This is a genomic window from Streptomyces sp. NPDC002573, from assembly GCF_042889625.1.
GTDB lineage: Bacteria > Actinomycetota > Actinomycetes > Streptomycetales > Streptomycetaceae > Streptomyces > Streptomyces gibsoniae.
In genome coordinates this window covers 35,846-55,460 of sequence record NZ_JBIARC010000037.1, presented here as the reverse complement: position 1 = coordinate 55,460, position 19,615 = coordinate 35,846, and the positions used below count along the sequence as shown (strand labels likewise).

Annotated in this window: 21 protein-coding genes; 12 read left to right on the top strand and 9 right to left on the bottom strand. The window is 72.0% G+C overall.

What is annotated here, in order from left to right; translation table 11 throughout:
* Window positions 1-90: 90 nt before the first annotated feature.
* Window positions 91-585 (bottom strand): FBP domain-containing protein, encoded by a 495-nt coding sequence (locus ACFYX0_RS29750; RefSeq protein ID WP_388974588.1) that lies wholly within the window; start codon window positions 583-585, stop codon window positions 91-93.
* Between the two features lie 125 nt (window positions 586-710).
* On the opposite strand from ACFYX0_RS29750, the gene ACFYX0_RS29745 reads away from it, so the two are divergent.
* A complete protein-coding gene (locus ACFYX0_RS29745) occupies window positions 711-1,700 on the top strand; it encodes a DUF3626 domain-containing protein (protein ID WP_388974586.1) in 990 nt (329 codons plus the stop codon).
* Here the strand turns inward: ACFYX0_RS29745 and ACFYX0_RS29740 are convergent.
* Together ACFYX0_RS29740 and ACFYX0_RS29735 are read right to left on the bottom strand one after the other, a co-directional pair.
* Window positions 1,643-2,281 (bottom strand): PAS domain-containing protein, encoded by a 639-nt coding sequence (locus ACFYX0_RS29740; RefSeq protein ID WP_388974584.1) that lies wholly within the window; start codon window positions 2,279-2,281, stop codon window positions 1,643-1,645. The genes ACFYX0_RS29745 and ACFYX0_RS29740 overlap by 58 nt on opposite strands.
* A gap of 77 nt (window positions 2,282-2,358) precedes the next feature.
* Window positions 2,359-2,637 (bottom strand): hypothetical protein, encoded by a 279-nt coding sequence (locus ACFYX0_RS29735; protein ID WP_388974582.1) that lies wholly within the window; start codon window positions 2,635-2,637, stop codon window positions 2,359-2,361.
* Window positions 2,638-2,908: 271 nt separating this feature from the next.
* On the opposite strand from ACFYX0_RS29735, the gene ACFYX0_RS29730 reads away from it, so the two are divergent.
* From ACFYX0_RS29730 to ACFYX0_RS29720, 3 genes are all read left to right on the top strand, one after another.
* Window positions 2,909-6,076, top strand: a complete 3,168-nt coding sequence (locus tag ACFYX0_RS29730) for a cytochrome P450 (RefSeq protein WP_388974580.1) — start codon at window positions 2,909-2,911, stop codon at window positions 6,074-6,076.
* Between the two features lie 190 nt (window positions 6,077-6,266).
* A complete protein-coding gene (locus tag ACFYX0_RS29725; RefSeq protein ID WP_388974578.1) occupies window positions 6,267-7,556 on the top strand; it encodes an ROK family protein in 1,290 nt (429 codons plus the stop codon).
* Window positions 7,557-7,687: 131 nt separating this feature from the next.
* Window positions 7,688-7,912 (top strand): hypothetical protein, encoded by a 225-nt coding sequence (locus tag ACFYX0_RS29720; RefSeq protein WP_388974576.1) that lies wholly within the window; start codon window positions 7,688-7,690, stop codon window positions 7,910-7,912.
* A 67-nt stretch (window positions 7,913-7,979) separates the two neighbouring features.
* Here ACFYX0_RS29720 and ACFYX0_RS29715 read toward each other — a convergent pair whose 3' ends face one another.
* The 3 genes from ACFYX0_RS29715 to ACFYX0_RS29705 form a co-directional block, all read right to left on the bottom strand.
* On the bottom strand, window positions 7,980-8,948 hold the full coding sequence (locus ACFYX0_RS29715; RefSeq protein ID WP_388974574.1) for an SDR family NAD(P)-dependent oxidoreductase: 969 nt from the start codon (window positions 8,946-8,948) through the stop codon (window positions 7,980-7,982).
* A 362-nt stretch (window positions 8,949-9,310) separates the two neighbouring features.
* Window positions 9,311-9,973 carry an HAD family hydrolase gene (locus tag ACFYX0_RS29710; protein WP_311695299.1) on the bottom strand — a complete coding sequence of 221 codons (663 nt, stop codon included), beginning with the start codon at window positions 9,971-9,973 and terminating at the stop codon, window positions 9,311-9,313.
* A gap of 51 nt (window positions 9,974-10,024) precedes the next feature.
* Window positions 10,025-11,053 carry a PHP domain-containing protein gene (locus tag ACFYX0_RS29705; RefSeq protein ID WP_388974573.1) on the bottom strand — a complete coding sequence of 343 codons (1,029 nt, stop codon included), beginning with the start codon at window positions 11,051-11,053 and terminating at the stop codon, window positions 10,025-10,027.
* Window positions 11,054-11,152: 99 nt separating this feature from the next.
* On the opposite strand from ACFYX0_RS29705, the gene ACFYX0_RS29700 reads away from it, so the two are divergent.
* Window positions 11,153-11,401 carry a hypothetical protein gene (locus ACFYX0_RS29700; protein WP_355915822.1) on the top strand — a complete coding sequence of 83 codons (249 nt, stop codon included), beginning with the start codon at window positions 11,153-11,155 and terminating at the stop codon, window positions 11,399-11,401.
* A 118-nt stretch (window positions 11,402-11,519) separates the two neighbouring features.
* On the opposite strand, the gene ACFYX0_RS29695 is transcribed toward ACFYX0_RS29700, so the two are convergent.
* Window positions 11,520-12,758 carry a ricin-type beta-trefoil lectin domain protein gene (locus ACFYX0_RS29695; RefSeq protein ID WP_388974571.1) on the bottom strand — a complete coding sequence of 413 codons (1,239 nt, stop codon included), beginning with the start codon at window positions 12,756-12,758 and terminating at the stop codon, window positions 11,520-11,522.
* 186 nt (window positions 12,759-12,944) lie between these two features.
* Window positions 12,945-13,553 carry a VanZ family protein gene (locus tag ACFYX0_RS29690; protein ID WP_388974569.1) on the bottom strand — a complete coding sequence of 203 codons (609 nt, stop codon included), beginning with the start codon at window positions 13,551-13,553 and terminating at the stop codon, window positions 12,945-12,947.
* 252 nt (window positions 13,554-13,805) lie between these two features.
* Between ACFYX0_RS29690 and ACFYX0_RS29685 the strand changes: the two genes are divergently transcribed.
* The 6 genes from ACFYX0_RS29685 to ACFYX0_RS29660 are packed head-to-tail and all read left to right on the top strand — an operon-like array spanning window position 13,806 to window position 17,558.
* Window positions 13,806-13,988 (top strand): hypothetical protein, encoded by a 183-nt coding sequence (locus tag ACFYX0_RS29685; RefSeq protein ID WP_355915831.1) that lies wholly within the window; start codon window positions 13,806-13,808, stop codon window positions 13,986-13,988.
* Complete coding sequence (locus ACFYX0_RS29680) at window positions 13,985-14,437, top strand: monovalent cation/H+ antiporter complex subunit F (RefSeq protein WP_355915947.1); 453 nt, start codon at window positions 13,985-13,987, stop codon at window positions 14,435-14,437. Before ACFYX0_RS29685 ends, ACFYX0_RS29680 begins: the two co-directional genes overlap by 4 nt.
* Window positions 14,430-14,693 carry a DUF4040 domain-containing protein gene (locus ACFYX0_RS29675; protein WP_355915834.1) on the top strand — a complete coding sequence of 88 codons (264 nt, stop codon included), beginning with the start codon at window positions 14,430-14,432 and terminating at the stop codon, window positions 14,691-14,693. The genes ACFYX0_RS29680 and ACFYX0_RS29675 overlap by 8 nt, the downstream gene beginning before the upstream one ends.
* On the top strand, window positions 14,690-15,454 hold the full coding sequence (locus tag ACFYX0_RS29670) for an MnhB domain-containing protein (RefSeq protein ID WP_388974567.1): 765 nt from the start codon (window positions 14,690-14,692) through the stop codon (window positions 15,452-15,454). The genes ACFYX0_RS29675 and ACFYX0_RS29670 overlap by 4 nt, the downstream gene beginning before the upstream one ends.
* Complete coding sequence (locus tag ACFYX0_RS29665) at window positions 15,451-15,798, top strand: sodium:proton antiporter (RefSeq protein WP_355915840.1); 348 nt, start codon at window positions 15,451-15,453, stop codon at window positions 15,796-15,798. The genes ACFYX0_RS29670 and ACFYX0_RS29665 overlap by 4 nt, the downstream gene beginning before the upstream one ends.
* The gene (locus ACFYX0_RS29660) at window positions 15,798-17,558 is read left to right on the top strand and encodes a complex I subunit 5 family protein (RefSeq protein WP_388974565.1); all 1,761 of its coding nucleotides are present in this window, start codon (window positions 15,798-15,800) and stop codon (window positions 17,556-17,558) included. The genes ACFYX0_RS29665 and ACFYX0_RS29660 overlap by 1 nt, the downstream gene beginning before the upstream one ends.
* 25 nt (window positions 17,559-17,583) lie before the next feature.
* Here the strand turns inward: ACFYX0_RS29660 and ACFYX0_RS29655 are convergent, their stop codons facing one another.
* Window positions 17,584-18,264: a DUF4230 domain-containing protein gene (locus ACFYX0_RS29655; RefSeq protein ID WP_311695291.1), complete on the bottom strand. Its 681-nt coding sequence runs from the start codon at window positions 18,262-18,264 to the stop codon at window positions 17,584-17,586.
* A 301-nt stretch (window positions 18,265-18,565) separates the two neighbouring features.
* Between ACFYX0_RS29655 and ACFYX0_RS29650 the strand changes: the two genes are divergently transcribed.
* Window positions 18,566-19,519 carry a ribose-phosphate pyrophosphokinase gene (locus ACFYX0_RS29650; RefSeq protein WP_311695289.1) on the top strand — a complete coding sequence of 318 codons (954 nt, stop codon included), beginning with the start codon at window positions 18,566-18,568 and terminating at the stop codon, window positions 19,517-19,519.
* Window positions 19,520-19,615: the final 96 nt, after the last annotated feature.

Sequence of the window (19,615 nt, the reverse complement as noted above, 5' to 3'; positions counted from 1 at the left end):
ACCTGGGCATCGAACGTCAGGGTGGGGAGCGTCACCATGTGCGGGGTGCCGTGCCGTGCTGGCGCGGCGGGTGGCAGCCGCCGCCCCACGTCAGGCGTGCAGCTTGTCCAGGAAGGCCGACAGGTTGTCCGTCATCCGGGCGAGCTGCTGCTCCGTGGTGAGCGTCTCCTCGAAACGACCGCCGGCCTCGGGCACCTTCTTCCCGCGTATGTACAGAGGGCAGGCGAGGTCGGTGCACATGTAGATCCCGACCGAGTTCCCCTCGCGCCCCGCCGCGCCCGCCTTGCGGGCGGTCATCAGAGAGACGCCGTTGCCGGAGTGGGTGGTCAGACAGAGCGAGCACATGCTCCGGTGCAGGAAGCCGCGCTGCGAGGACGGGAAGCGCAGCGCGATGCCGACGAGCCGGCCGGTCCGCTCGGTGACGAGGTAGCTGCGGTCCGGTGCCCCGGGGTCCCGCCAGCCCAGGAAGTCAAGGTCGGCCCAGGGGCGCTCGTCCAGGTCGCGGGGGATCGCCAGCCGCTTCGCCTCTCCCTTCGAGCAGTTGACGAACGAGCTGCGGATGTCCTGCTCGGTGAGCGATCTCATGAGGAGTCCTTCTGCGGAACGGTGCTGAATCCGGAAAACATGAGCCCTGGGTCCCAGGCCTGACCTTGAAACCTAGGGTCCATAGTTTCGTGCCTAAATTAACAAGGTGGATCGGGGGAGGACCAATGAATTTCCGAAGTGACCCGGACACGGTCTCGGCGGCCGAGCGCGCCCTGCGTCATGTGGCCGCCCGCTCAGCGGGGCCCGTGGTGAGCCGCGGGCTGCGGCTGACACTCAACTTCCATCCCGACCGGCTCGCCGGCGACCGGCCGATCCTCGAGGCCCTGGCCGCGGACGGCGCGTACCGCTCGCAGTTCGTCACCGGCACCAGCAACGGCGGGCTCACCGCACACCCCGGCGGCGATCGCCGGCGGTGGGAGAGCCGGATCTTCGGCGGGGCGTACGACACCGCGCCGGCGCACCAGCGGCCGGTGTACGGGGCGCTGAACTTCCGGCATCAAGTGGTGGGCGCGGCGCCACGCTTCGGCTCCTCCCACTTCCGACTGACCGCCGACACGCTGGAGCGGGCCACGTTCTGCTACCCGGACAGTGCGGCCGAGCCGTCCCACTTCGGGGTGGCCACAGGGATGGATCTGATCGAGCGCGCCGAGGCGGACGACCGGGACACCCTCGACGACTACATCGAAGCGCATGTGCACGGTCCTGTCGTGCCGGCGCTGCACGCGGAGGCCCTGGTCCTGGACGCGAGCTACCGCGGCACCCCGGTCGAGGCCGCCGCCCGCCGGCTCCCCTGCCCGCTGGAATGGCACCCCGGGTACCGACTCTCCGTCGCCGAGTTGCGCCGTCATCCGGACTTCCGCGGTCCGCAGTACGTCGAGTTGGGGGCGCACATCGCCGAGGGGGGAGACCTCGACCCGAGGATCATCGGTGACGCCGTGCGCACGGGCCGATACGACCCGCACGACCTGAAGAAGGTATGGCACTGCCTGGCGCGCTTCGGTGCGCCGGAGGGTGCGGGGACGGCGTCGGTGGCGCGAGCGGTGCCCGGCGAGCCCGGCGTGATCCGTACGAGCGGTGGGTCCGAGGCGCTCGTGCCTCAGCGCCCCGCCGCCACCGGCGGCCACGCGCCCGGAACGAGAACGCCCAGTGCGTAGGCGCGCGCCACCAGCTCCGTACGGTTCGCCGCGCCCCAGCGTTCGGACAGGCGCCGCAGATGGTAGGCGACGCCGTCGGTGGTGAGACCGGTCTCCCGCGCCGCCTGGGCCGTGGTCGCGCCCCCGGCGAGCAGGGCGAGGATCCGGGCCTCGGCGGGGCTCGCCTGCGGAGCCGGGGAGCACTGCTGCGCCGCGGGCCGCTCGCCCAGTACGCGCACCACGACCAGCAGCGCGGTCGTCGCCTCGGCGGAGTCGCTCACCGGGTCCGCGGTCAGCTCGCCGTGGCGCGGCACACCGTCGGCCGCGTCCCAGCACACGGACACCGGATAGCGCGAGCGGTGCCGCAGCCGCAGTGCATGGGCGATGCGCTCGATCTGGGTCGGTTCCTGTGGCCGGAACAGGTCCAGTACGTTCCGCCCCCGCAGGCTCCCCGGCGTGCCGCCCCACTCGGCCGCCATCGCCGGATTGGCCAGTACGACGGCCCCGTACACATCGCACACCGCGACCGGTATCGGGATCCGGTCGAAGAGCGTCAGGGCCCGATTCCGCCACACGACGTCGGGCGCCTGCCCCGACTCCATCCGCACCCCTTCCAGCCGCCTGGGCAACGATAGACGCCCGGGTGAGGGGTTGAGGACGAGGCCGCACGGCGAAGTCGTCAGGCGTCCTCCTCCGGAACGCCCGCCTGCGTTCGCGCCTCGGCCTCGACGTCGCTGCGCGTCCTGCCGTGCTCCTTCGCGTACTCGGCGATCTCGACCTGAAGATCGCGGTCGAGGTCCCGCCACGCCCGCAACGCGGTCTCGTACAGGTCGGACTGCCGCTTGGTCCACGTCGTCGCGGTGGGCGGCCCGTACATCTCGCGCAGTCCGGCCGCCTTCGTCTCCGCCTCGCTCGCCGCCCGCTGCATCTCCACGATTTCTTCAAAAGTCTTCGCCACGGCCGGATATTAGGCGGGCTTCTGGGGGCCGTCTTCCATGACCCGCTCGACAGGCGCGGAGATCGACCGGTCGGCCCTGGGGCACGCCATCGTGCGCGCACGACCCGCCCCTTGCGCACCCGGGCCGACTTGGCAAGGGGCGGCATCCGGATTGCCAGTGCAGATTCCTGTAGTGCGGAGCCACGGACCGCACGGGTCCGGCCCGCAGGCTGGGAGCAGTACTCCCTCACTGGGAGCTGTACTCCCTTACGGCGAGAGGAAGTTGTCGCCCATGCCCCCCGCCCTGTCCCCGCAGCCCCTTCACACGTCGCACGGCGTCCCCGTGGTCGATGTGTCCGGCGAGGGCCCGCGTCGCGATCCCATCCAGCAGATCATGGAGCTGATGCGCCGACACGGACCGGTGCTCGTCCGCCGGCTGCACGGACGGGACGCACTGTTCGTGAGCGATCCCGACCTGGTCACCGAGCTCGCCGACGAGACGCGGTTCGCGAAAGCCGTCGGGCCGGCGCTGGAGAACGTCCGTGAGTTCGCCGCCGACGGCCTGTTCACGGCGTACAACGACGAACCCAACTGGGCCAAGGCCCACGACATCCTGATGCCCGCCTTCGCGCTGGGATCGATGCGCGCCTACCACCCCGTGATGGTGCGCGTCGCGCGTCGCCTGATCGACTCCTGGGACCGGGCGAGCCGGGAGCACCGTCCGGTGGACGTCGCCGACGACATGACGCGCATGACCCTCGACACGATCGGGCTCGCCGGGTTCGACTACGACTTCGGCTCCTTCGAACGGGACGAGCCGCACCCCTTCGTCGCGTCGATGGTCCGCTGCCTGGAGTGGAGCATGACCCGGCTGAGCCGGAAGCCGGGCGAGGACACCACGGTGGCGGACGAGGCCTTCCGCGTGGACGCCGCCTACCTGGCCGAGGTCGTCGACGACGTCATCTGCGCACGTACGGCGGACCCGGGGCAGACCGATGCGGAGGATCTGCTGGGCCTGATGCTCACCGCCCGGCACCCCGGCGACGGTACGACCCTCGACACCGCCAACATTCGCAACCAGGTCATCACCTTCCTGATCGCCGGGCACGAGACCACCTCCGGCGCGATGTCCTTCGCCCTGCACCATCTCGTCAAGGACCCCGCCGCGCTCCAGCTGGTGCAGCGGGAGGCCGACGCCCTGTGGGGCGACACCGCCGACCCCGAGCCCACGTTCGACGAGGTGGGCAGGCTCACCTACACCCGGCAGGTGCTCAACGAGGCACTGCGGCTGTGGCCGACCGCCGCGGCGTTCAGCCGGGAGGCCCGCGAGGACACCCTGCTCGGCGGACGCATCCCGGTGCGCGCCGGACAGGCCGTCACCGTCATCGCGCCGATGCTGCACCGGCAGCCGCTGTGGGGCGACAACCCCGAGCTGTTCGACCCCTCCCGCTTCACGCCCGAGGCGGAGGCGGCCCGCTCACCGCACGCCTTCAAACCCTTCGGCACCGGTGAACGCGCCTGCATCGGACGGCAGTTCGCCCTGCACGAGGCGACCATGCTGCTCGCCATGCTGGTGCACCGCTACCGCCTGCACGACCATGCCGACTACCGGCTCACGATCAAGGAGACGCTCACCCTCAAGCCCGAGGGCTTCACCCTCACCCTGACCCCGCGCGCGGCGGCCGACCGGGAGCACGCGCCCTTGCCTGGCGCCGTTCCCGCCGCCCAGGAGTCCCCGGTCGACGCCGCCGCCCTGCCCGCCCGGGTGCGCCCCGGCACCCGCGCCCTCTTCCTGCACGGCAGCAACTACGGCACCTGCCGTGCCTTCGCCGCGCAACTCGCCGACGAGGCGGCCGCGCTGGGCTGCGAGACGGAGGTCGCGCCCCTCGACGCCTACGCAGCAGGGCTCCCCACCGACCGCCCCGTCGTGATCACCGCAGCCTCCTACAACGGGCAGCCCACGGACGACGCCACCGCCTTCGCGGCCTGGCTGTCCGCGGACTCCTCGACCGCGGCGGACGTCGGCTACGCGATCCTCGGCGTGGGCGACCGCAACTGGGCCGCCACCTATCAGCACGTCCCGGTCCGGATCGACGAACGCCTGGCGGAGCTCGGCGGCACCCGTCTACTGGAGCGCGAGGCGGCCGACGCCTCCGGAGACCTCGGCGGCGCCGTGCGCGCCTTCACCGCGCGGCTGCGCACCGCCCTCCTGGAGCGGTTCGGCGACCCGGACGCCACCACCGCGGCCGAGGAGCCCGCCCGGGTCTACGAGGTCCGGACCCTCACCGGCGGGCCCCTGGACGCGCTCGCCGAGCGGCACGAACTCGTCCCCATGACCGTCACCGCCGCGGACGACCTGACTGCTCCCGGCCACCCCCGGCTGAAGCGGTTCGTGCGCCTCGCGCTGCCCGAGGGCACGACCTACCGGACCGGCGACCATGTGGCGGTCCTCCCCGTCAACGACAAGGCCCTCGTCGAGCGGGCGGCCGACGCGCTCGGCGTGGACCTGGACACCGTACTGGACATCCGCGCGGCCCGCCCGCGCCGGGACGGCCTCGCCGTCGACCGTCCCCTGACCATACGTCAACTGCTCTCATACCACGTCGAGTTGCAGGAGCGGCCCACATCTGGCCAACTGGCCGCGCTGGCCGAGGCCAACCCGTGCCCGCCCGAACGCGCGCGTCTGGCCGCCCTCACCGACGACCCGCGTACCCTCCTGGAGGTGATCGAGGCCCACCCCGCGCTGCGCGGCGCCCTGGACTGGCCGACGCTGCTCGACGTCCTCACGCCCCTGCGCCCCCGGCACTACTCGGTGTCCTCGTCGTCCGCTGCCGACCCCGGTCATATCGACCTCATGGTCTCGCTGCTCCAGGCCCCGGCCCGGTCCGGCAACGGTACGTACCGGGGCGTGGGCTCGGGCCATCTCGCCACCGTCCAGCGCGGTGACACCGTCCTGGCGCGGATCCGGCCCTGCCGCGAGGCCTTCCGCGTGGACCACACGGCCCCGACGATCATGATCGCCGCGGGCACCGGTCTCGCCCCGTTCCGCGGTGCCGTGGCGGACCGCGTCCGGGCGCTGGCCGAGGGCGCCCATCTCGCGCCCGCCGTCTGCTACTTCGGCTGCGACGCGCCGGACGAGGACTTTCTGCACGCCGACGAACTGCGCGCGGCTGAGGACGTCGGCGCGGTCTCGCTGCGCCCCGCCTTCAGCGCGGCGCCCGTCGACGGCGTCTCCTTCGTCCAGCACCGCATCGCGGCCGAGGCCGACGAGGTGTGGCGGCTGCTCGACGCCGGAGCCCGGGTCTATGTGTGCGGCGACGGCTCCCGTATGGCGCCCGGCGTCCGCGCGGCGTTCCGGGCGCTGCACGCCGAGCGCGCGCCGGGCGAGCACTCGGAGCGATGGCTCAACGAGCTGGTCGCATCCGGCCGTTATGTGGAGGATGTGTACACGGCGGGCTGATCAGCGAACCGAACGTGTCGCCGGGGCTCGCAGCGCGTGACGAGCCCCGGCGACACGGCATTTCGGACGGCGAAATCGGCCCCACGATTGTCATGTCTTAAATTAGGTCCTGATTTAAGATCGCGTTAAGGGGCGCCCGGAGGGCGGCGCGACGGTATCGTGCAGGTCGTGCAGGGCCGGAAGGAGTCACATGGCGGGGCGGAACGGGCGCACGGTACGTGACCTGCGTCGGGGCAATCGCGCCGAGGTGCTGCGGCGGTTGTACTTCGACGGCCCGATGAGCCGGTTCGAGCTGGGCCCGGTGACCGGCCTGAGCTCGGGGTCCATCAGCAACGTGGTCGCCGAACTGGTCGCGGACGGACTGGTGGAGGAGGCTGGCAGCGTCGACTCCGACGGCGGCCGCCCGCGCACGCTGCTGCGTGTCGCGCCCGCCAGCGGGCACATGATCGGCGTCGATGTCGGCGAAACCCGGGTCCGCGTCGAGCTGTTCGACCTGGCCCTCACCGAACTCGCCCGGGCGGACAGGCCGTTGGAGCATCAGCGGTACGACGTCGAGGTCGTCGTCGGGCACATCCGCGACGGCATCGCGGAGGTCCTGGCCGCCGCCGACATCGCCCCCGAACGGCTCCTCGGCGTCGGCATCGGCGTACCCGGCATCGTGGCCCGTACCTCCGAGCAGGGGGCCGTCGTGCACGGCCAGACCATCGGCTGGGACGCCGTACCGGTGGAGTCCCTGCTCCGTTCCACCTCCCGGCTCCCGGACTCCGTCCCGTACTTCATCGACAACGGGGCCAGGACCCTCGGCCAGGCCGAGATGTGGTTCGGCGCCGGGCGCGGCGCCCACAGCGCGGTCGTGGTCCTCTTCGGCTCCGGCGTCGGGGCCTGCCTGGTCACCGAGGAGGGCGGCAGCGGGCAGGCCGTGGAATGGGGCCACCTGACGGTACGGGTGAGGGGGCGACGGTGCCGCTGCGGGGCCCTCGGCTGCCTGGAGGCGTACGCGGGTGCGGAAGCGCTCATCGACCGCTGGCGCGAGCAGGGCGGCAGGCCGCCCGAGCACACCGACGAGGAGACGGCGCTGACCTCCCTGCTGGCCGCCGCCTACCCGCCCGAGGGCACCGAGGCGGACCCGGTGGCGCTCGCCGTCCTGGAGGAGACCGCCGAGTACCTGGGCGCGGGCCTGTCCGACCTGATCAACCTTTTCCAGCCCGAGCGGATCCTCATCGGCGGCTGGGCGGGGCTGCAGCTCGGTTCCCGCTTCCTGTCCTCGGTGCGCCGGCACGCCATGGCCTACGCCCTGCGCTATCCGGCCGAGCGGGTCTCCCTCGACATGGGCAGGCTCGGTCCCGACGCGGTGACGGTCGGGGCGGCGATCCTGCCGCTCGCGGACTTCTTCGCCCGCGGCGGGCGGCGTGCGGAGCCCGCGGACGAGGGACGATGGCCGACCTGGCGGACGGCGCTGGAGGAACGAACGCCCCGCTGACCGCTGCCTCTAGGTGCGTCGGGCACCGTTTTGCCGATCCCTGCCGGGGTACCCGGGGCTCGCCCGGAAAGGGGCCCGCTTCCCGCTCGCGGGCCCCGTCAGCCGGGCGAGCGAGGAACGGAGTGAGCGCCGTGACCGAACAACGGCCCCAGGGTCCCGGCGAGCGCGCCCGTCGGATCCCACGGGACATGCCGGACCAGCAGGCCAGCAGGGTCGAGGACCCGTGGGACGTCCGCGCCGGCAGACACGGCCGCGCCCACCCGCCGGACACCGCCGAGTCCGCGAAGGACGTACCCGACACCGACGAGGACATGGCCCCCACGGACCACCCCGTCCCGGACGAGCCTTCCGACTGACCCGCCCCGCACGGGCAGCGCCGGAAACGGACCGGGGCCGCACTGCGGCCGGCCCCGGTCCGTCGTCTCAGGCGCGGGACGCGAACGCGTTGATTCCGGTCAGTTCCGCCGACAACGCCCACAGACGTGCAGCCTGCTCCGGGTCCGTCGCCCAGGCCTTGACTCCACCGCGACCGCCGTCCGCCGGCGCGGGCTCCGCGATGTCACAGTCCTCGCAGTACACCCCGCCCATCCCGGCGAGCTGCGGCGAGGTCGCGGCCCACACCTGGGTGGCCGCTCCCTGCTCGGGGGTCTTGAAGGCGTCGGGGTCCACCAGTGCGCCGGTCTCGTCGATCCAGCCGCGCTCGACCATCTCCTCGCGGCTGAGGTGGCGCTGCAGCGGGGTGAGGATGCCGCCGGGGTGCAGGGAGAAGGCGCGCACGCCACGGTCCCTGCCGAGCCGGTCCAGGTGCACCGCGAACAGCACGTTCGCGGTCTTGGCCTGGCCGTACGCCTCCCACTTGTCGTAGCCCTGCTCCCAGTGCGGGTCGTCCCAGCGGATCGGGGAGCGGTGGTGACCGGCGGACGACACGGACACGACCCGGGCCCCGCCCGGCTCGATGGCCGGCCACAGGTGGTTGACGAGCGCGAAGTGGCCCAGGTGGTTGGTGGCGAACTGGGCCTCCCAGCCCGGACCCACCCGGGTCTCGGGGCAGGCCATGACGGCGGCATTGTTGATCACGAGATCGAGGCTGCGGCCCGAGGCGAGGAAGCGTTCGGCGAAGGCGCGCACGCTCGCGAGGTCACCGAGGTCCAGCTCGTCCACCTCGACCTGGTCGAGGCCCGACAGCGCCGCCTCGGCGGCGGCACGGCGCCGCGCCGGGACGACGACCCGGGCACCCGCCTCGGTCAGCGCCCGCGTGGTCTCGAGACCGAGCCCGGAGTAGCCGCCGGTCACGAGCGCGAGCTTGCCGGAGAGGTCGATCCCGTCCAGGACGTCCTTCGTGGTGCTCCTGGCGCCGAAGCCCGACCCGATTCTGTGCTGTGCAGTGCTCATACGTCGCACGCTACGAATTGGAGCGCGCTCGAAGTCAACCCGGGAACGGCCCCGGCCCTCGTCGGGCCCAGGGCGAACGCGCCTGTCCCGTTCCGGGCAGAAAAGAGCCCCGACCGGACGGGGGGATCGCGGTCGGGGCCGACTGTGGTGGGGGCGCACGGCGGTCGCCTCTCGGCGAGACGCTCCACAGGGCTTCAGCCGAACGATCGTCCCTGTGGGCTGGAGTTGAGGCCCGGGGACGCTGTCCCGTCCGCTCCCACGGCTGGTTCAACGGAAAACTATCGGTCGGTGTTCCGGAAATCCGGCGACCCAAGAGTGATCTGTGTCACCTTGCGTATCCGCCGGGGATTCGGGCCTCGGAGCTACGCGTCCGGCGCCAGCGGACTGTCGCCCAGCCTGGCCAGCAGATGGGCCGGATCCCGGAAGACGGAACGGGCACCCGCCTCCCGCAGATCCGGCTCCGGAATGCCGCCCGACAGCAGACCGACGCAGGTCACCCCGGCCCGGGTGCCAGCCCGCATGTCCCAGACGGTGTCGCCCACGAACACCGCCGACTCGGGCGGCACCCCGGCCAGCTCCAGGGCGTGCTCGACGGGCTCGGGCGCCGGCTTCCCGGCCTGCACGTCGTCGGAGCTCGCCGTCGCCGCGATGGCGTCGTCCGCCCCGATCGCCCGGCGCAGCGCCGACAGCTCCCGGCCGCTCGCCGACGTGGCGAGGACGACGTTCCAGCCGTCGTGGTCGAGGCGCCGCAGCAGCCGCCCGGCGTCCTTCAGCGGCGGCAGACGGTCGAAGTACGTCCCGTACAGGGCCGTGTGCGTGGCGACCAGCAGATCGACCTCGTCCCGGTCCCGGCCGCCCAGAAGATGGGCGATCAGGTCCTCCGACCCGAGGCCCACCGACCGGTGGATCGCATGCATCGACACCTGGTGGCCCGCCTGCCGAAACGCCTCCCACCACGTCGTGACATGGAGATGATTGGTGTCGACAAGGGTCCCGTCCACGTCGAACACGGCCGCCCGTCCCATGATGGATCTTCCTCCCTCGCGTACGGGCTCGGGTACCACGGGACATGCCCGTCACACGCGCGAGGGCACTGTCCGCTCCCGGGTCCAGGCCAGCAGCTCCTCGGCGGTCCAGGTGGTGATCACACGCTCGGCGGGCACCCTGCACTCCTCGGCCCGGGCACAGCCGTGGATCTGCCAGTCGAGCTGACCGGGCGCGTGCGCGTCGGTGTCGATCGAGAACAGCACGCCCGCGTCCACGGCCCGGCGCAGCAGGCGGCGCGGCGGGTCGAGCCGCTCGGGCCGGCTGTTGATCTCCACGGCCGTACCGGACTCGGCGCACGCGGCGAACACCGCGTCCGCGTCGAACTCCGACTCGGGCCGCCCGCGGCCGGTGACCAGCCGTCCCGTGCAGTGGCCGAGCACGTCGGCCCGCGGATTGCGGACGGCGGCGATCATCCGACGGGTCATCGAGCGCGCGTCCATCCGCAGCTTCGAGTGCACCGAGACCACCACGACGTCCAGCCGGTCCAGCAGCTCCGGCTCCTGGTCCAGCGCGCCGTCGTCGAGGATGTCGCACTCGATACCGGTGAGCAGCCGGAACGGCGCCCACTGCGCATTGAGCGCGGCGACCACCTCCAGTTGCTCGCGCAGCCGCTCGGCGGACAGCCCACGGGCCACGGTGAGCCGGGGGGAGTGGTCGGTGAGCACCGCCCACTCATGACCGAGTCGCGCGGCCGCCCTGCCCATGTCCTCGATCGGGCTGCCACCGTCCGACCAGTCGGAGTGCAGATGGCAGTCACCGCGCAGCAGCGCCCGCAGCGGCTCGCCGCCCTGGGCCAGCGGTGTCTCGCTCTCCCGTTCCAACTGCTCCAGATAGCCGGGGACCCGCCCGGCCAGGGCCTCCCGCACCACCTGGGCGGTCTTCGGGCCGATCCCGCGGAGTGCCTCCAGCGTCCCGGCCGCCGCCCGTTCGGCGACCTCGTCCTCGCCCAGCGCGGACAGCACGGAGGCCGCGGTGCGAAAGGCCCGTACGCGATAGGTCGGCGCACCGGCGCGCTCCAGCAGGAACGCGATCCGGTCCAGCGCTGCGACGGGACCCATCGGCACCTCCTCACCCCCAGCCTTGCCCACGGGCACCCGGCTCGCACGGCGGACACCGCCCGGAGCGCTGCGGCTCCTCGGGCGCTCTACGCTCTATGCATGACCGAAATCGCGAGCCCCCACATCTCCCATCCGCGGATCATGGTGCTCGGAGTCCAGCCGGGCTCTCCGCCGTTCCGAATCGTGGAGATCGACGGCCAGGTGGTCGCCGAGGCGAGGTCGCTCACCGATGTGCTGGCGGTCGCCGCGGAGGCCGGCATCCCGATCCATGACGTCGACGATCCCGACGTGGTCCGCTGGGTGGGCGGCGACAAGCTGACCTGGACGCTGCACCACCGCCACCCCTAGACACCACCGGCAGGCCCGGTCCCGCGCCCCGGCGCACGCGTACGGCGGGCCCCGGTGTTCCCACCGAAGCCCGCAGTCGAGTACGTCCACGGCTTCCGTCGCACGAACGGACGACGGATCAGCCGACCGTCCACTTCTGGTTGGCGCCCCCGGAGCAGGACCAGATTTGCAGCCGGGTGCCGTTCGCGGAGTTGTTGTCGGTCGCGTCCAGGCACTTGTTCGCCTGTGGATTGACGATGTCGTGGGCCGCGGTGACCGTCCACTTCTGGTTGGGGCCGCCGGTGCAGTCCCACAGCTGGACCTTGGAGCCGTCCGCCGTACCGTTGCCGACCACGTCCAGGCACTTGCCGAGCGCCCGCAGGGTGCCGTCCGACCCCACCGTCCACTTCTGGGCGGCCGTGCCGTTGCAGTCGTAGAGCTGGACCGGGGTGCCGTTGGCCGGGTTCGCGCCCGCCACGTCCGCGCACTTGCCCGCGAGCCCGGTGATCGGGACACCGGTGCCGCCGGAGGTGTCGCTCGTCGTCACCTTCACCCAGTCCACCACGAGTTGCTGGGGGAACGCGGTGGAGCCGTCCGGGTCGCCCGGCCAGTAGCCGCCGACGGCGAGGTTGAGGATGAGGAAGAAGGGCTTGTTGAACACCCAGGTCTTGCCGCCCAGATCGGCCGGGGTGCGCCGCTCGTAGACCGTGCCGTCCACGGACCAGGTGATCGAGTCGGGTGCCCAGTCCACGGCGAAGGTGTGGAACGCGTCCGCGAACGCCTGGCCGTTCGGCAGGGAGTAGCCGGCGCCTATACCGGCGGAGCCCGAGTAGCCGGGCCCGTGGATGGTGCCGTGGACGGTACCCGGCTCGAAGCCGACGTTCTCCATCACGTCGATCTCACCGCTGTTGGGCCATCCGACCTGCCCGATGTCGTTGCCCAGCATCCAGAACGCCGGCCACATGCCCTGCCCGCGCGGAATCTTCATCCGGGCCTCGACATGGCCGTACTGCGCCGCGAACTTGCCCGAGGTGTTGAGCCGGGCCGAGGTGTACTGGCAGGTGCCGTACCAGCACTGGTAGTTCGCCGGGTTCTCGCGGCGGGCCGTGATCACCAGATGCCCCCGGCCGTCCAGCGCCGCGTTCTTGTTGCCCGAGGTGTAGTACTCACGCTCGTGGTTGTTGACGTTGTCGCCGGTCTCGATCTGCCACTTGGACAAGTCGACGGCGGCACCGGCCGGGCCGTCGAAGTCGTCGGAGAAGACGGTCGCGTCCGCCGCCTGCGGGGCCGCGTGGGCCACCGGCGTGAAGGCGGACGCGGCGAGTACGGCGGAGAGCGCGGCGAGGAGACATCTGCGCAGCAGGCGTGGGGAGTCCATGACGCTGCCTTTCCGTACGGCCGCCCGGACACGGGTGGCCGACTGGGGTGGGGGGTGGCCGGTGCGGCCGGGCATGCCGGGCGCGCCGGAAGCGGCGTGTTGATTCAGTTCTTGATTCAAGAGATGAGGTAAGGGGTCGTCAAGACTTTGGTCCGGACTAATCATGTGACGTGTGCTGATGGGTGCTCATGTCGAACGCCTGCCCCGCCACAGGCGTCGGGCGGGTGCCGCTGATCGGTTCTTCTTCTCCCGTTCCTTGTCGCCGCGCGGTCGCACGCGCGCGTGCACGGCGCGCCCCAGCCGCCGTCCGAGCAGCAGATAGCCGAGCAGCGCGCCCGTCGTGTTGAGGATGACGTCGTCGATGTCGAACGCGCGGCCGGTGACGAGCGCGCCCTGAGCCAGCTCGACCAGCAGCATCACCACCGCCGTCACGAGGCCCACGCGCACGATGCCCCGGGTGCCGGGCGCCAGCACCGGCAGCAGGATCCCGAAAGGCACACCGAGCAGGATGTTCCCGCCGATCTGCTTGACGGCGTCGCGTGCCGCGGGCTGCTCCAGATAGGCACGCAGCGAACGGCCCGGGTGCAGATTGCTGTGGACCAGGGCCCGGGAGGCGGGCGACGGCTCCAGCGTCATCCGGGCCAGTGCCGCCGCGAAGGCCACCATCGCCACGAAGGCGAGCGCCATGACCAGCAGCCGGACGGGGAGCGGGAGCGGTCGCCGCTCCTTTCGTAACCCCGTGGTCCGGCGGCGACCGGCCTTCGCGGTGCGCGCGCCCGACACTGTACGTGCCATCTCACCCTCCCGGTTTCAACTTCCTTCTGGTTAGGCCCTGTTACCCCCGATGGTTTGCCTGATACCCGGTCGCGCCGGACCCGGAGGAGCAGTTGACCCGATGCGCCCCAGGTGTGCCGCAGGCGGTTTCCCGTCCCGCGGGCGGGGCACTCCGGGCAGCAGCCACCGAGCGCGCCGCCGCTTCCCGGGAGCGGCGCGGTGCTTGGATGACATGCCGGACATACCTGGCGGAAAGGTGAGTGGAGGTGGAGCATGAACGCGCGTACGGCACTCGGGGCCGCCCTCGAAGTGCTCGGCTGGTGGGCCGCCCTCACGCTGCTCTGGCTCGTCCTCATCAGCACCGTGTACACCCTGGAGTGGGTCGTGGGGGCCTGTGCCGCACTGGCCTCCGCGATCGCGGCATGCGCCGCGCGACGGGCGGTGAGCGAGCGGTGAACGGCTGGACCTGGACCGCTACCGTCGCGCTCGGCGTGGGCGTCGGCGCCACCGTGTGGGGCGTCGCCACCGGGCCGCTGCGCCGGCGCGTCGTCGCCCAGAACATGTCCAGCGCGGTGGCCGCACCGGGACTGCTTCTGCTCGCCCAGGGCTACGAACGCCCCGCGTACATCGATCTCGCCCTGCTCCTCGCCCTGCTCGGCCCGGTCGGCACCCTCGTCTTCGCCCGGCTGCTCGCCGACGACCTCGCCGCCGACCCGCCGCACGCGCGGGCCGTCACGTTCGTCGTCGCCGGCTACGGGGCCGTGGTGGTGTTGGTCCTGTGCGCCGTCACCGGCCCCGGGCGGGCCATGGTCAAGCTGCTGGTCATCGGGGCGCTGCTGATCGGCGGCAATCTCGTGGCCTCCCGGGCGCTGTCCGGCGGATTCACGGAGAGCCGGCGTGGATGACCCGCTGATCGTCGTCGTCCTGCTGCTGGTCGCCGCCGCGGCGACCGCGGCCGTCGCCGTGCGCGACCCCGTGCGCCAGGCCCTCGTCCTGGCTCTGCTCGGCGTCTGCCTCGCGCTGCTGTTCACCGTCGCGCAGGCCCCCGACGTGGGTCTGTCCCAGCTCGCCGTGGGCTCCGCGGTGACCCCGCTCCTGATCATGCTCTCGGTGCGCAAGGTCAGACGCAGGCACAAGGACGGGAAGGACGGCGCGCGATGACCCGGCGCCTGCGCATGGTCCTACTGGTCCTCGGCGGCACCGGCCTCGCGGCCCTGTTCGTCGCCGCGTGCCTCGGCCTGCCGGACTTCGGCGGCGACCGGCACCCCTACGGCGACCGGGCCGTGCGCGCCTCGCTCGCCCGGCACACCGCCAACACCATCGCCTCCGTCAACTTCGACCAGCGTGCCTTGGACACGCTCGGCGAGATGAGCATCCTGTTCGCCTCCGTCCTCGGCACCGTCGTACTGCTGCGGCAGACCCGCGACGAGAAGCGCGGCCGACCGGATCCGGAGGAGGCCGTGCCCGCCGTCCGCCGGTACGCACTTGTCGTCCTGCCCGTCGCCCTCGTCTGCGGCCTCTATGTGATCGCCCACGGCCAGCTCAGCCCCGGCGGCGGCTTCCAGGGCGGAGTCGTCGCGGCGACCGCCCTGCATCTGCTCTACCTCGGCGCCGACTACCGCGCGCTGGAACGCATCCGGCCGCTGGGCCTGTTCGAGGTCACCGACGCCCTCGCCGCCTGCGCCTACCTGGTCACGGGCCTCGCGGGCGTCCTCGCCGGCACGTCCTTCCTCGCCAACACCCTGCTTCCCTACGGCACCTTCAACATGCTGTCGTCCGGCGGGACGGTGCCGCTGCTCAACGCCGCCATCGGGATGGAGGTCGCCTGCGCGGTCGTGGTCCTGCTCGCCCGCTTCCTCGACCAGGCCGTCGAGATCGAGGACGACCACGAGCACGACAAGGAGGACGACGCGAAACGATGACCGTACTGCCGTACCTCGTCGCCGTGTGGATCTTTCTGACCGGCTGTTACGGCCTCGCCACCAGCCGCAATCTCATCCACGCGGTCGGCTGCCTCGCCGTCTGCCAGTCCGCCACCTACGTCCTGCTGCTGGCCGTCGGCTACCGCGCCGGCGGGACCGCGCCCGTCTACTCCGACATCAAGCCCGGCTCGCGCCCGGTCGTGGACCCGGTGGTGCAGGCCCTCACCCTCACCGATGTCGTCGTCGGCGCCACCGTCACGGCCCTGCTGCTCGCCCTCGTCATGCAGGTCTCCAAACGCCATGGCACGGTCGACCCGGACGCACTGCGGGAGCTGCGCGGCTGATGAACCATCTGCTGCCCCTGCTGGTGGCCGCGCCGCTGCTCGGTGCCGGCCTGCTGATCGTGTGCGGGCGCCGGCTGCCGCGCATCGCCGCCGAGAGCTTCGGCTGCGCCGTCTCGGCCGGGACCGCGGCCCTCGCGATCCTGCTGTGCCTCAACTCCTCACCGCCGCTCACCGAATGGGTCGGAGCGTGGACGCCCCACGACGGCGTGAGTGTCGGGATCGTCCTCATCGGCAACGGCCCCGGGCTGGGCCTGGCCGCCCTGGTCTCCCTGCTGACCCTGGCCGCCCTCGCCTACTCCTGGCACTACTTCGACGAACCGCCCCGCAGGCACGCCGGTTCCTACCCGGCCCTCATGCTGCTGTTCCAGGGCGGCATGTGCGGCTTCGCGATCACGGGCGACCTGTTCAACGCGTTCGTCTTCTTCGAGCTGATGGGCGCCGCCGCCTACGCCCTGACCGGCTATCGCGTCGAGGAGGCGAAGGCCGTCCAGGGCGCCCTGACCTTCGGTGTGCTCAACTCGCTCGGCGCCTACGCCATGCTCATGGGCATCGGGCTGCTCTACGCGCGCACCGGCGAACTGTCCATGATCCATATCGGCCGGGCCCTGGACACCCACGGCGGACCGGACGCCCTGACCCTCGCCGCCTTCGTGCTCGTGCTGACCGGGCTGCTGGTGAAGGCCGCCGCCCTGCCCTTCCACTTCTGGCTGCCCGACGCGCACGCGGTCGCACCCACCCCGGTGTGCATGCTGCTGTCCGGTGTCATGGTCGAACTCGGCGCGTACGGGGTCTGGCGCGTCTACGGCACCGTCTTCTTTGGACCGGGCGGGATCCCGGCGGCCGACTTCGAGCGCGCGTTCACCGTGCTCGGTGTCCTGACGGGCGTGACCGGAGCCCTGACGTGCTGGTACCAGCGCCATGTGAAACGGCTGCTGGCCTGCTCGACCATCGCTCACATGGGCCTGTTCCTCGTCGGCATCGGCTCCCTGCTGCCCGACGCCGACGACGGGGTCGCGCTGTACCTCCTCGGCCATGCCGGTGCGAAGGCCGCCCTGTTCGCCTGCACCGGCCTCCTGCTGGACCGGTTCGGCTCGGTCGACGAACACGCGCTGCACGGGCGCGCCCGGCCGCTGCGCGGGGTCGCGGTGATGTTCGTGCTCGGCGGACTGGCGCTCGCCGGACTGCCGCCGTTCGGCATCGCTCTCGGCAAGGCGGTCGTCGAGGAGGCGGTGGGCGGACCGCTGACCGTGGTGTACGTCCTCGTGTCCGCGGTCACGGGCGGCGCGGTGCTCCGGGTCGCCGCGCGGGTCTTCTACGGACTGGGGCGGCCGCCGCGGGTCGGGTCCGCGTACGAGACCACCGGGACCGGCGAGGAGCCCGAGACCCGGCACCGGTTGAGCCGGATCCCGGACACCATGACGGCCGTGCCCGGCCTGCTGCTCGCCGGCTCGCTCGCCGTGGGGGTGGTGCCGGGATTCGCCGGGGCCGTGGCGCGCTCGGTGAACGAGGCCGGGTCCGGCGGGGCGCTCGCCACCCCGCACTGGACCGCGGCCGGTGTCCTGCTGGGGCTGGCCTCCACGGCGCTGGCCCTGGCCCTGGCGGCGCTCGCCGTCAGCCGCCCGGAAGTGCTCGGCGCACGGCCGTGGACCCTGCCGCTGCGGCGGTTGCAGTCCGGGCACATCGGGGACTACGTGGCCTGGTTCCTGGTGGGCACGGTCCTGCTCGGGGCGTTGGCGCTGCCCGGGATCCTGACCGGCTGACGGGCGCCCCCGTCGTGCGGGGCTCTCAGGTGCCGTAGGACACCTTCACCTCCTCGAAGCCGAGGGACTTGAGCAGACCGTCCAGCATGCTCGTGGTGTTCGCCTCGGCGCGCCGGGTCAGCTCGCTGTCCTTCGCGGCCTCGCCGATGTGCCGGACCGCGAGTTGCTGCACGGCGCGTTCGCTGTTGGGGTTGTCCGAGAAGAGGTCGCCGATCCGGTCCAGCAGGCCCCGCTGCTTGGAGACGGCGTAGGAGCGGTCGGCGTCGAGCGCGGGCTTGCCCAGCGCCGCGTGCGGCAGCCGGAGCGTGGCGGACGTCCGGTCGCCGTTGACCGTCACGTCCTGTTTGCCGACCTTGCCGAGGTCGACGTACGCGTCGACGGTGCCCGCGCCCACGTACAGCGTGCGGGTCCCGCGGATCGCGGACGGCAGGAACCTGGAGTCCTTCTCCAGGTCCACGACCACCTGGAAGTTGCCGGAGGCGGCCTCGTAGCGGCTCATGTCCTGGATGGACGCGAGCAGCGCGGGCCCCGACCGGTCGTGCGTGTCCGTGCCGAACAGATCACGCAGTCCCGGCAGCACACTCAGCCGCAGCCCGGCGAACAGCACCGCGAGCACCGCGACGAGGGCGATGACCGCCTTGACCCAGCCGGGCGTCCGCCGCTGCACGGGCGTCGGCTCGGGCCTCTGCTTCGTGGACGTCGTCATGTCGACAGCCCTCCCTTCTTCTCGCCGGTTTCCCGCCATATGCCGTGCAGGAACGCGGACTTGGGCGTTTGAAGCCACCGAAGGCCGCACGCCTCGGTCCCGCGTACGGGCGGCTTTCCCCCGGCACCGTGATGGCCGTAGGACGACTGCGCACCGCGTCCGCTCCGGGTACTGCGTCCATGGGGCTTCGTCTCGTACCGGGGGGACACCCCACGGACGCCGACCCGCCTCACCGGGCGGTGCGGGGGCCGTCAGTAGCATGTGGCGCGCAGTTCCTTTTCGATCATTCGAGGAGCGGATCGTGCGTGACATCGCCGTCTTCAGCGGCAGTGCCCATCCCGAGCTGGCGGCGGAGGTGTGTGCGCACCTGGGGGTGCCGCTCAGCCCGGTGCGCGTCAGCAGGTTCGCCAACGACTGCCTGGAGGTGCAGCTCCAGGCCAACTGCCGCGAGCGGGACGTCTTCCTCGTGCAGCCGCTGGTCACCCCCGTGCAGGAGCATCTCGTCGAGTTGCTGCTGATGTGCGACGCGGCACGCGGCGCCTCCGCCGGGCGCATCACGGTGGTCATGCCGCACTACTCGTACGCCCGCTCGGACAAGAAGGACGCGCCGCGGATCTCGATCGGCGGGCGGCTGGTGGCCGATCTGCTGGTCGCGGCCGGGGCCGGCCGTGTGCTGGCCATGACCCTGCACTCGCCCCAGGTGCACGGCTTCTTCTCGGTGCCGGTCGATCATCTGCACGCCCGCCGGGAGCTGGCCGCGTACTTCCGCCGGTACGACCTCTCGCACGCCACCGTCGTCTCGCCCGACCTCGGCAACGCCAAGGAGGCGGCGGCCTTCGCGCGGATGATCGGGGCGCAGGTGGCGGCGGGCGCGAAGCAGCGGTTCGCGGACGACCGGGTCAGCATCAACTCCGTCATCGGCGATGTCGCCGGACGGGATGTGATCGTGCTGGACGACGAGATCGCCAAGGGGAGTACGGTCCTGGAACTCCTGGACCGGCTGCGGGAGGCGGGTCCGCGGTCGATCCGGATCGCCTGCACCCATGGCCTGTTCGCGGCGGGTGCCCTCAAACGGCTGAGCGAGCAGCCCGATGTCCTGGAGATCGTGTGCACGAACACGGTGCCGGTCGCGGTCGAGGAACGCACCGAGAAGCTGCGCGTCCTGTCCATCGCCCCCGCCCTGGCCGAGGCCGTGCGCCGCATCCACAACGGCGAGTCCGTCAGCGCTCTGTTCGAAGCGCCCCGGGACGAATAGGGAGGAGACGCACGTCGGCATCGCGAAGTCATATGAGCTGACTGTGAATTCGTGATGCGTTTGAACACGCCCGGGCCCGGCTGCGTACAGGGGAGG

Coding starts and splice junctions, on each gene's coding strand:
- ACFYX0_RS29725 (WP_388974578.1), top strand. CDS start 6,267: ATGGCGGGGCGGAACGGGCGCACGGTACGTGACCTGCGTCGGGGCAAT.
- ACFYX0_RS29700 (WP_355915822.1), top strand. CDS start 11,153: ATGACCGAAATCGCGAGCCCCCACATCTCCCATCCGCGGATCATGGTG.
- ACFYX0_RS29705 (WP_388974573.1), bottom strand. CDS start 11,053: ATGGGTCCCGTCGCAGCGCTGGACCGGATCGCGTTCCTGCTGGAGCGC.
- ACFYX0_RS29740 (WP_388974584.1), bottom strand. CDS start 2,281: ATGGAGTCGGGGCAGGCGCCCGACGTCGTGTGGCGGAATCGGGCCCTG.
- ACFYX0_RS29750 (WP_388974588.1), bottom strand. CDS start 585: ATGAGATCGCTCACCGAGCAGGACATCCGCAGCTCGTTCGTCAACTGC.
- ACFYX0_RS29715 (WP_388974574.1), bottom strand. CDS start 8,948: ATGAGCACTGCACAGCACAGAATCGGGTCGGGCTTCGGCGCCAGGAGC.
- ACFYX0_RS29730 (WP_388974580.1), top strand. CDS start 2,909: ATGCCCCCCGCCCTGTCCCCGCAGCCCCTTCACACGTCGCACGGCGTC.
- ACFYX0_RS29655 (WP_311695291.1), bottom strand. CDS start 18,264: ATGACGACGTCCACGAAGCAGAGGCCCGAGCCGACGCCCGTGCAGCGG.
- ACFYX0_RS29685 (WP_355915831.1), top strand. CDS start 13,806: ATGAACGCGCGTACGGCACTCGGGGCCGCCCTCGAAGTGCTCGGCTGG.
- ACFYX0_RS29745 (WP_388974586.1), top strand. CDS start 711: ATGAATTTCCGAAGTGACCCGGACACGGTCTCGGCGGCCGAGCGCGCC.
- ACFYX0_RS29665 (WP_355915840.1), top strand. CDS start 15,451: ATGACCGTACTGCCGTACCTCGTCGCCGTGTGGATCTTTCTGACCGGC.
- ACFYX0_RS29670 (WP_388974567.1), top strand. CDS start 14,690: ATGACCCGGCGCCTGCGCATGGTCCTACTGGTCCTCGGCGGCACCGGC.
- ACFYX0_RS29695 (WP_388974571.1), bottom strand. CDS start 12,758: ATGGACTCCCCACGCCTGCTGCGCAGATGTCTCCTCGCCGCGCTCTCC.
- ACFYX0_RS29690 (WP_388974569.1), bottom strand. CDS start 13,553: ATGGCACGTACAGTGTCGGGCGCGCGCACCGCGAAGGCCGGTCGCCGC.
- ACFYX0_RS29710 (WP_311695299.1), bottom strand. CDS start 9,973: ATGGGACGGGCGGCCGTGTTCGACGTGGACGGGACCCTTGTCGACACC.
- ACFYX0_RS29660 (WP_388974565.1), top strand. CDS start 15,798: ATGAACCATCTGCTGCCCCTGCTGGTGGCCGCGCCGCTGCTCGGTGCC.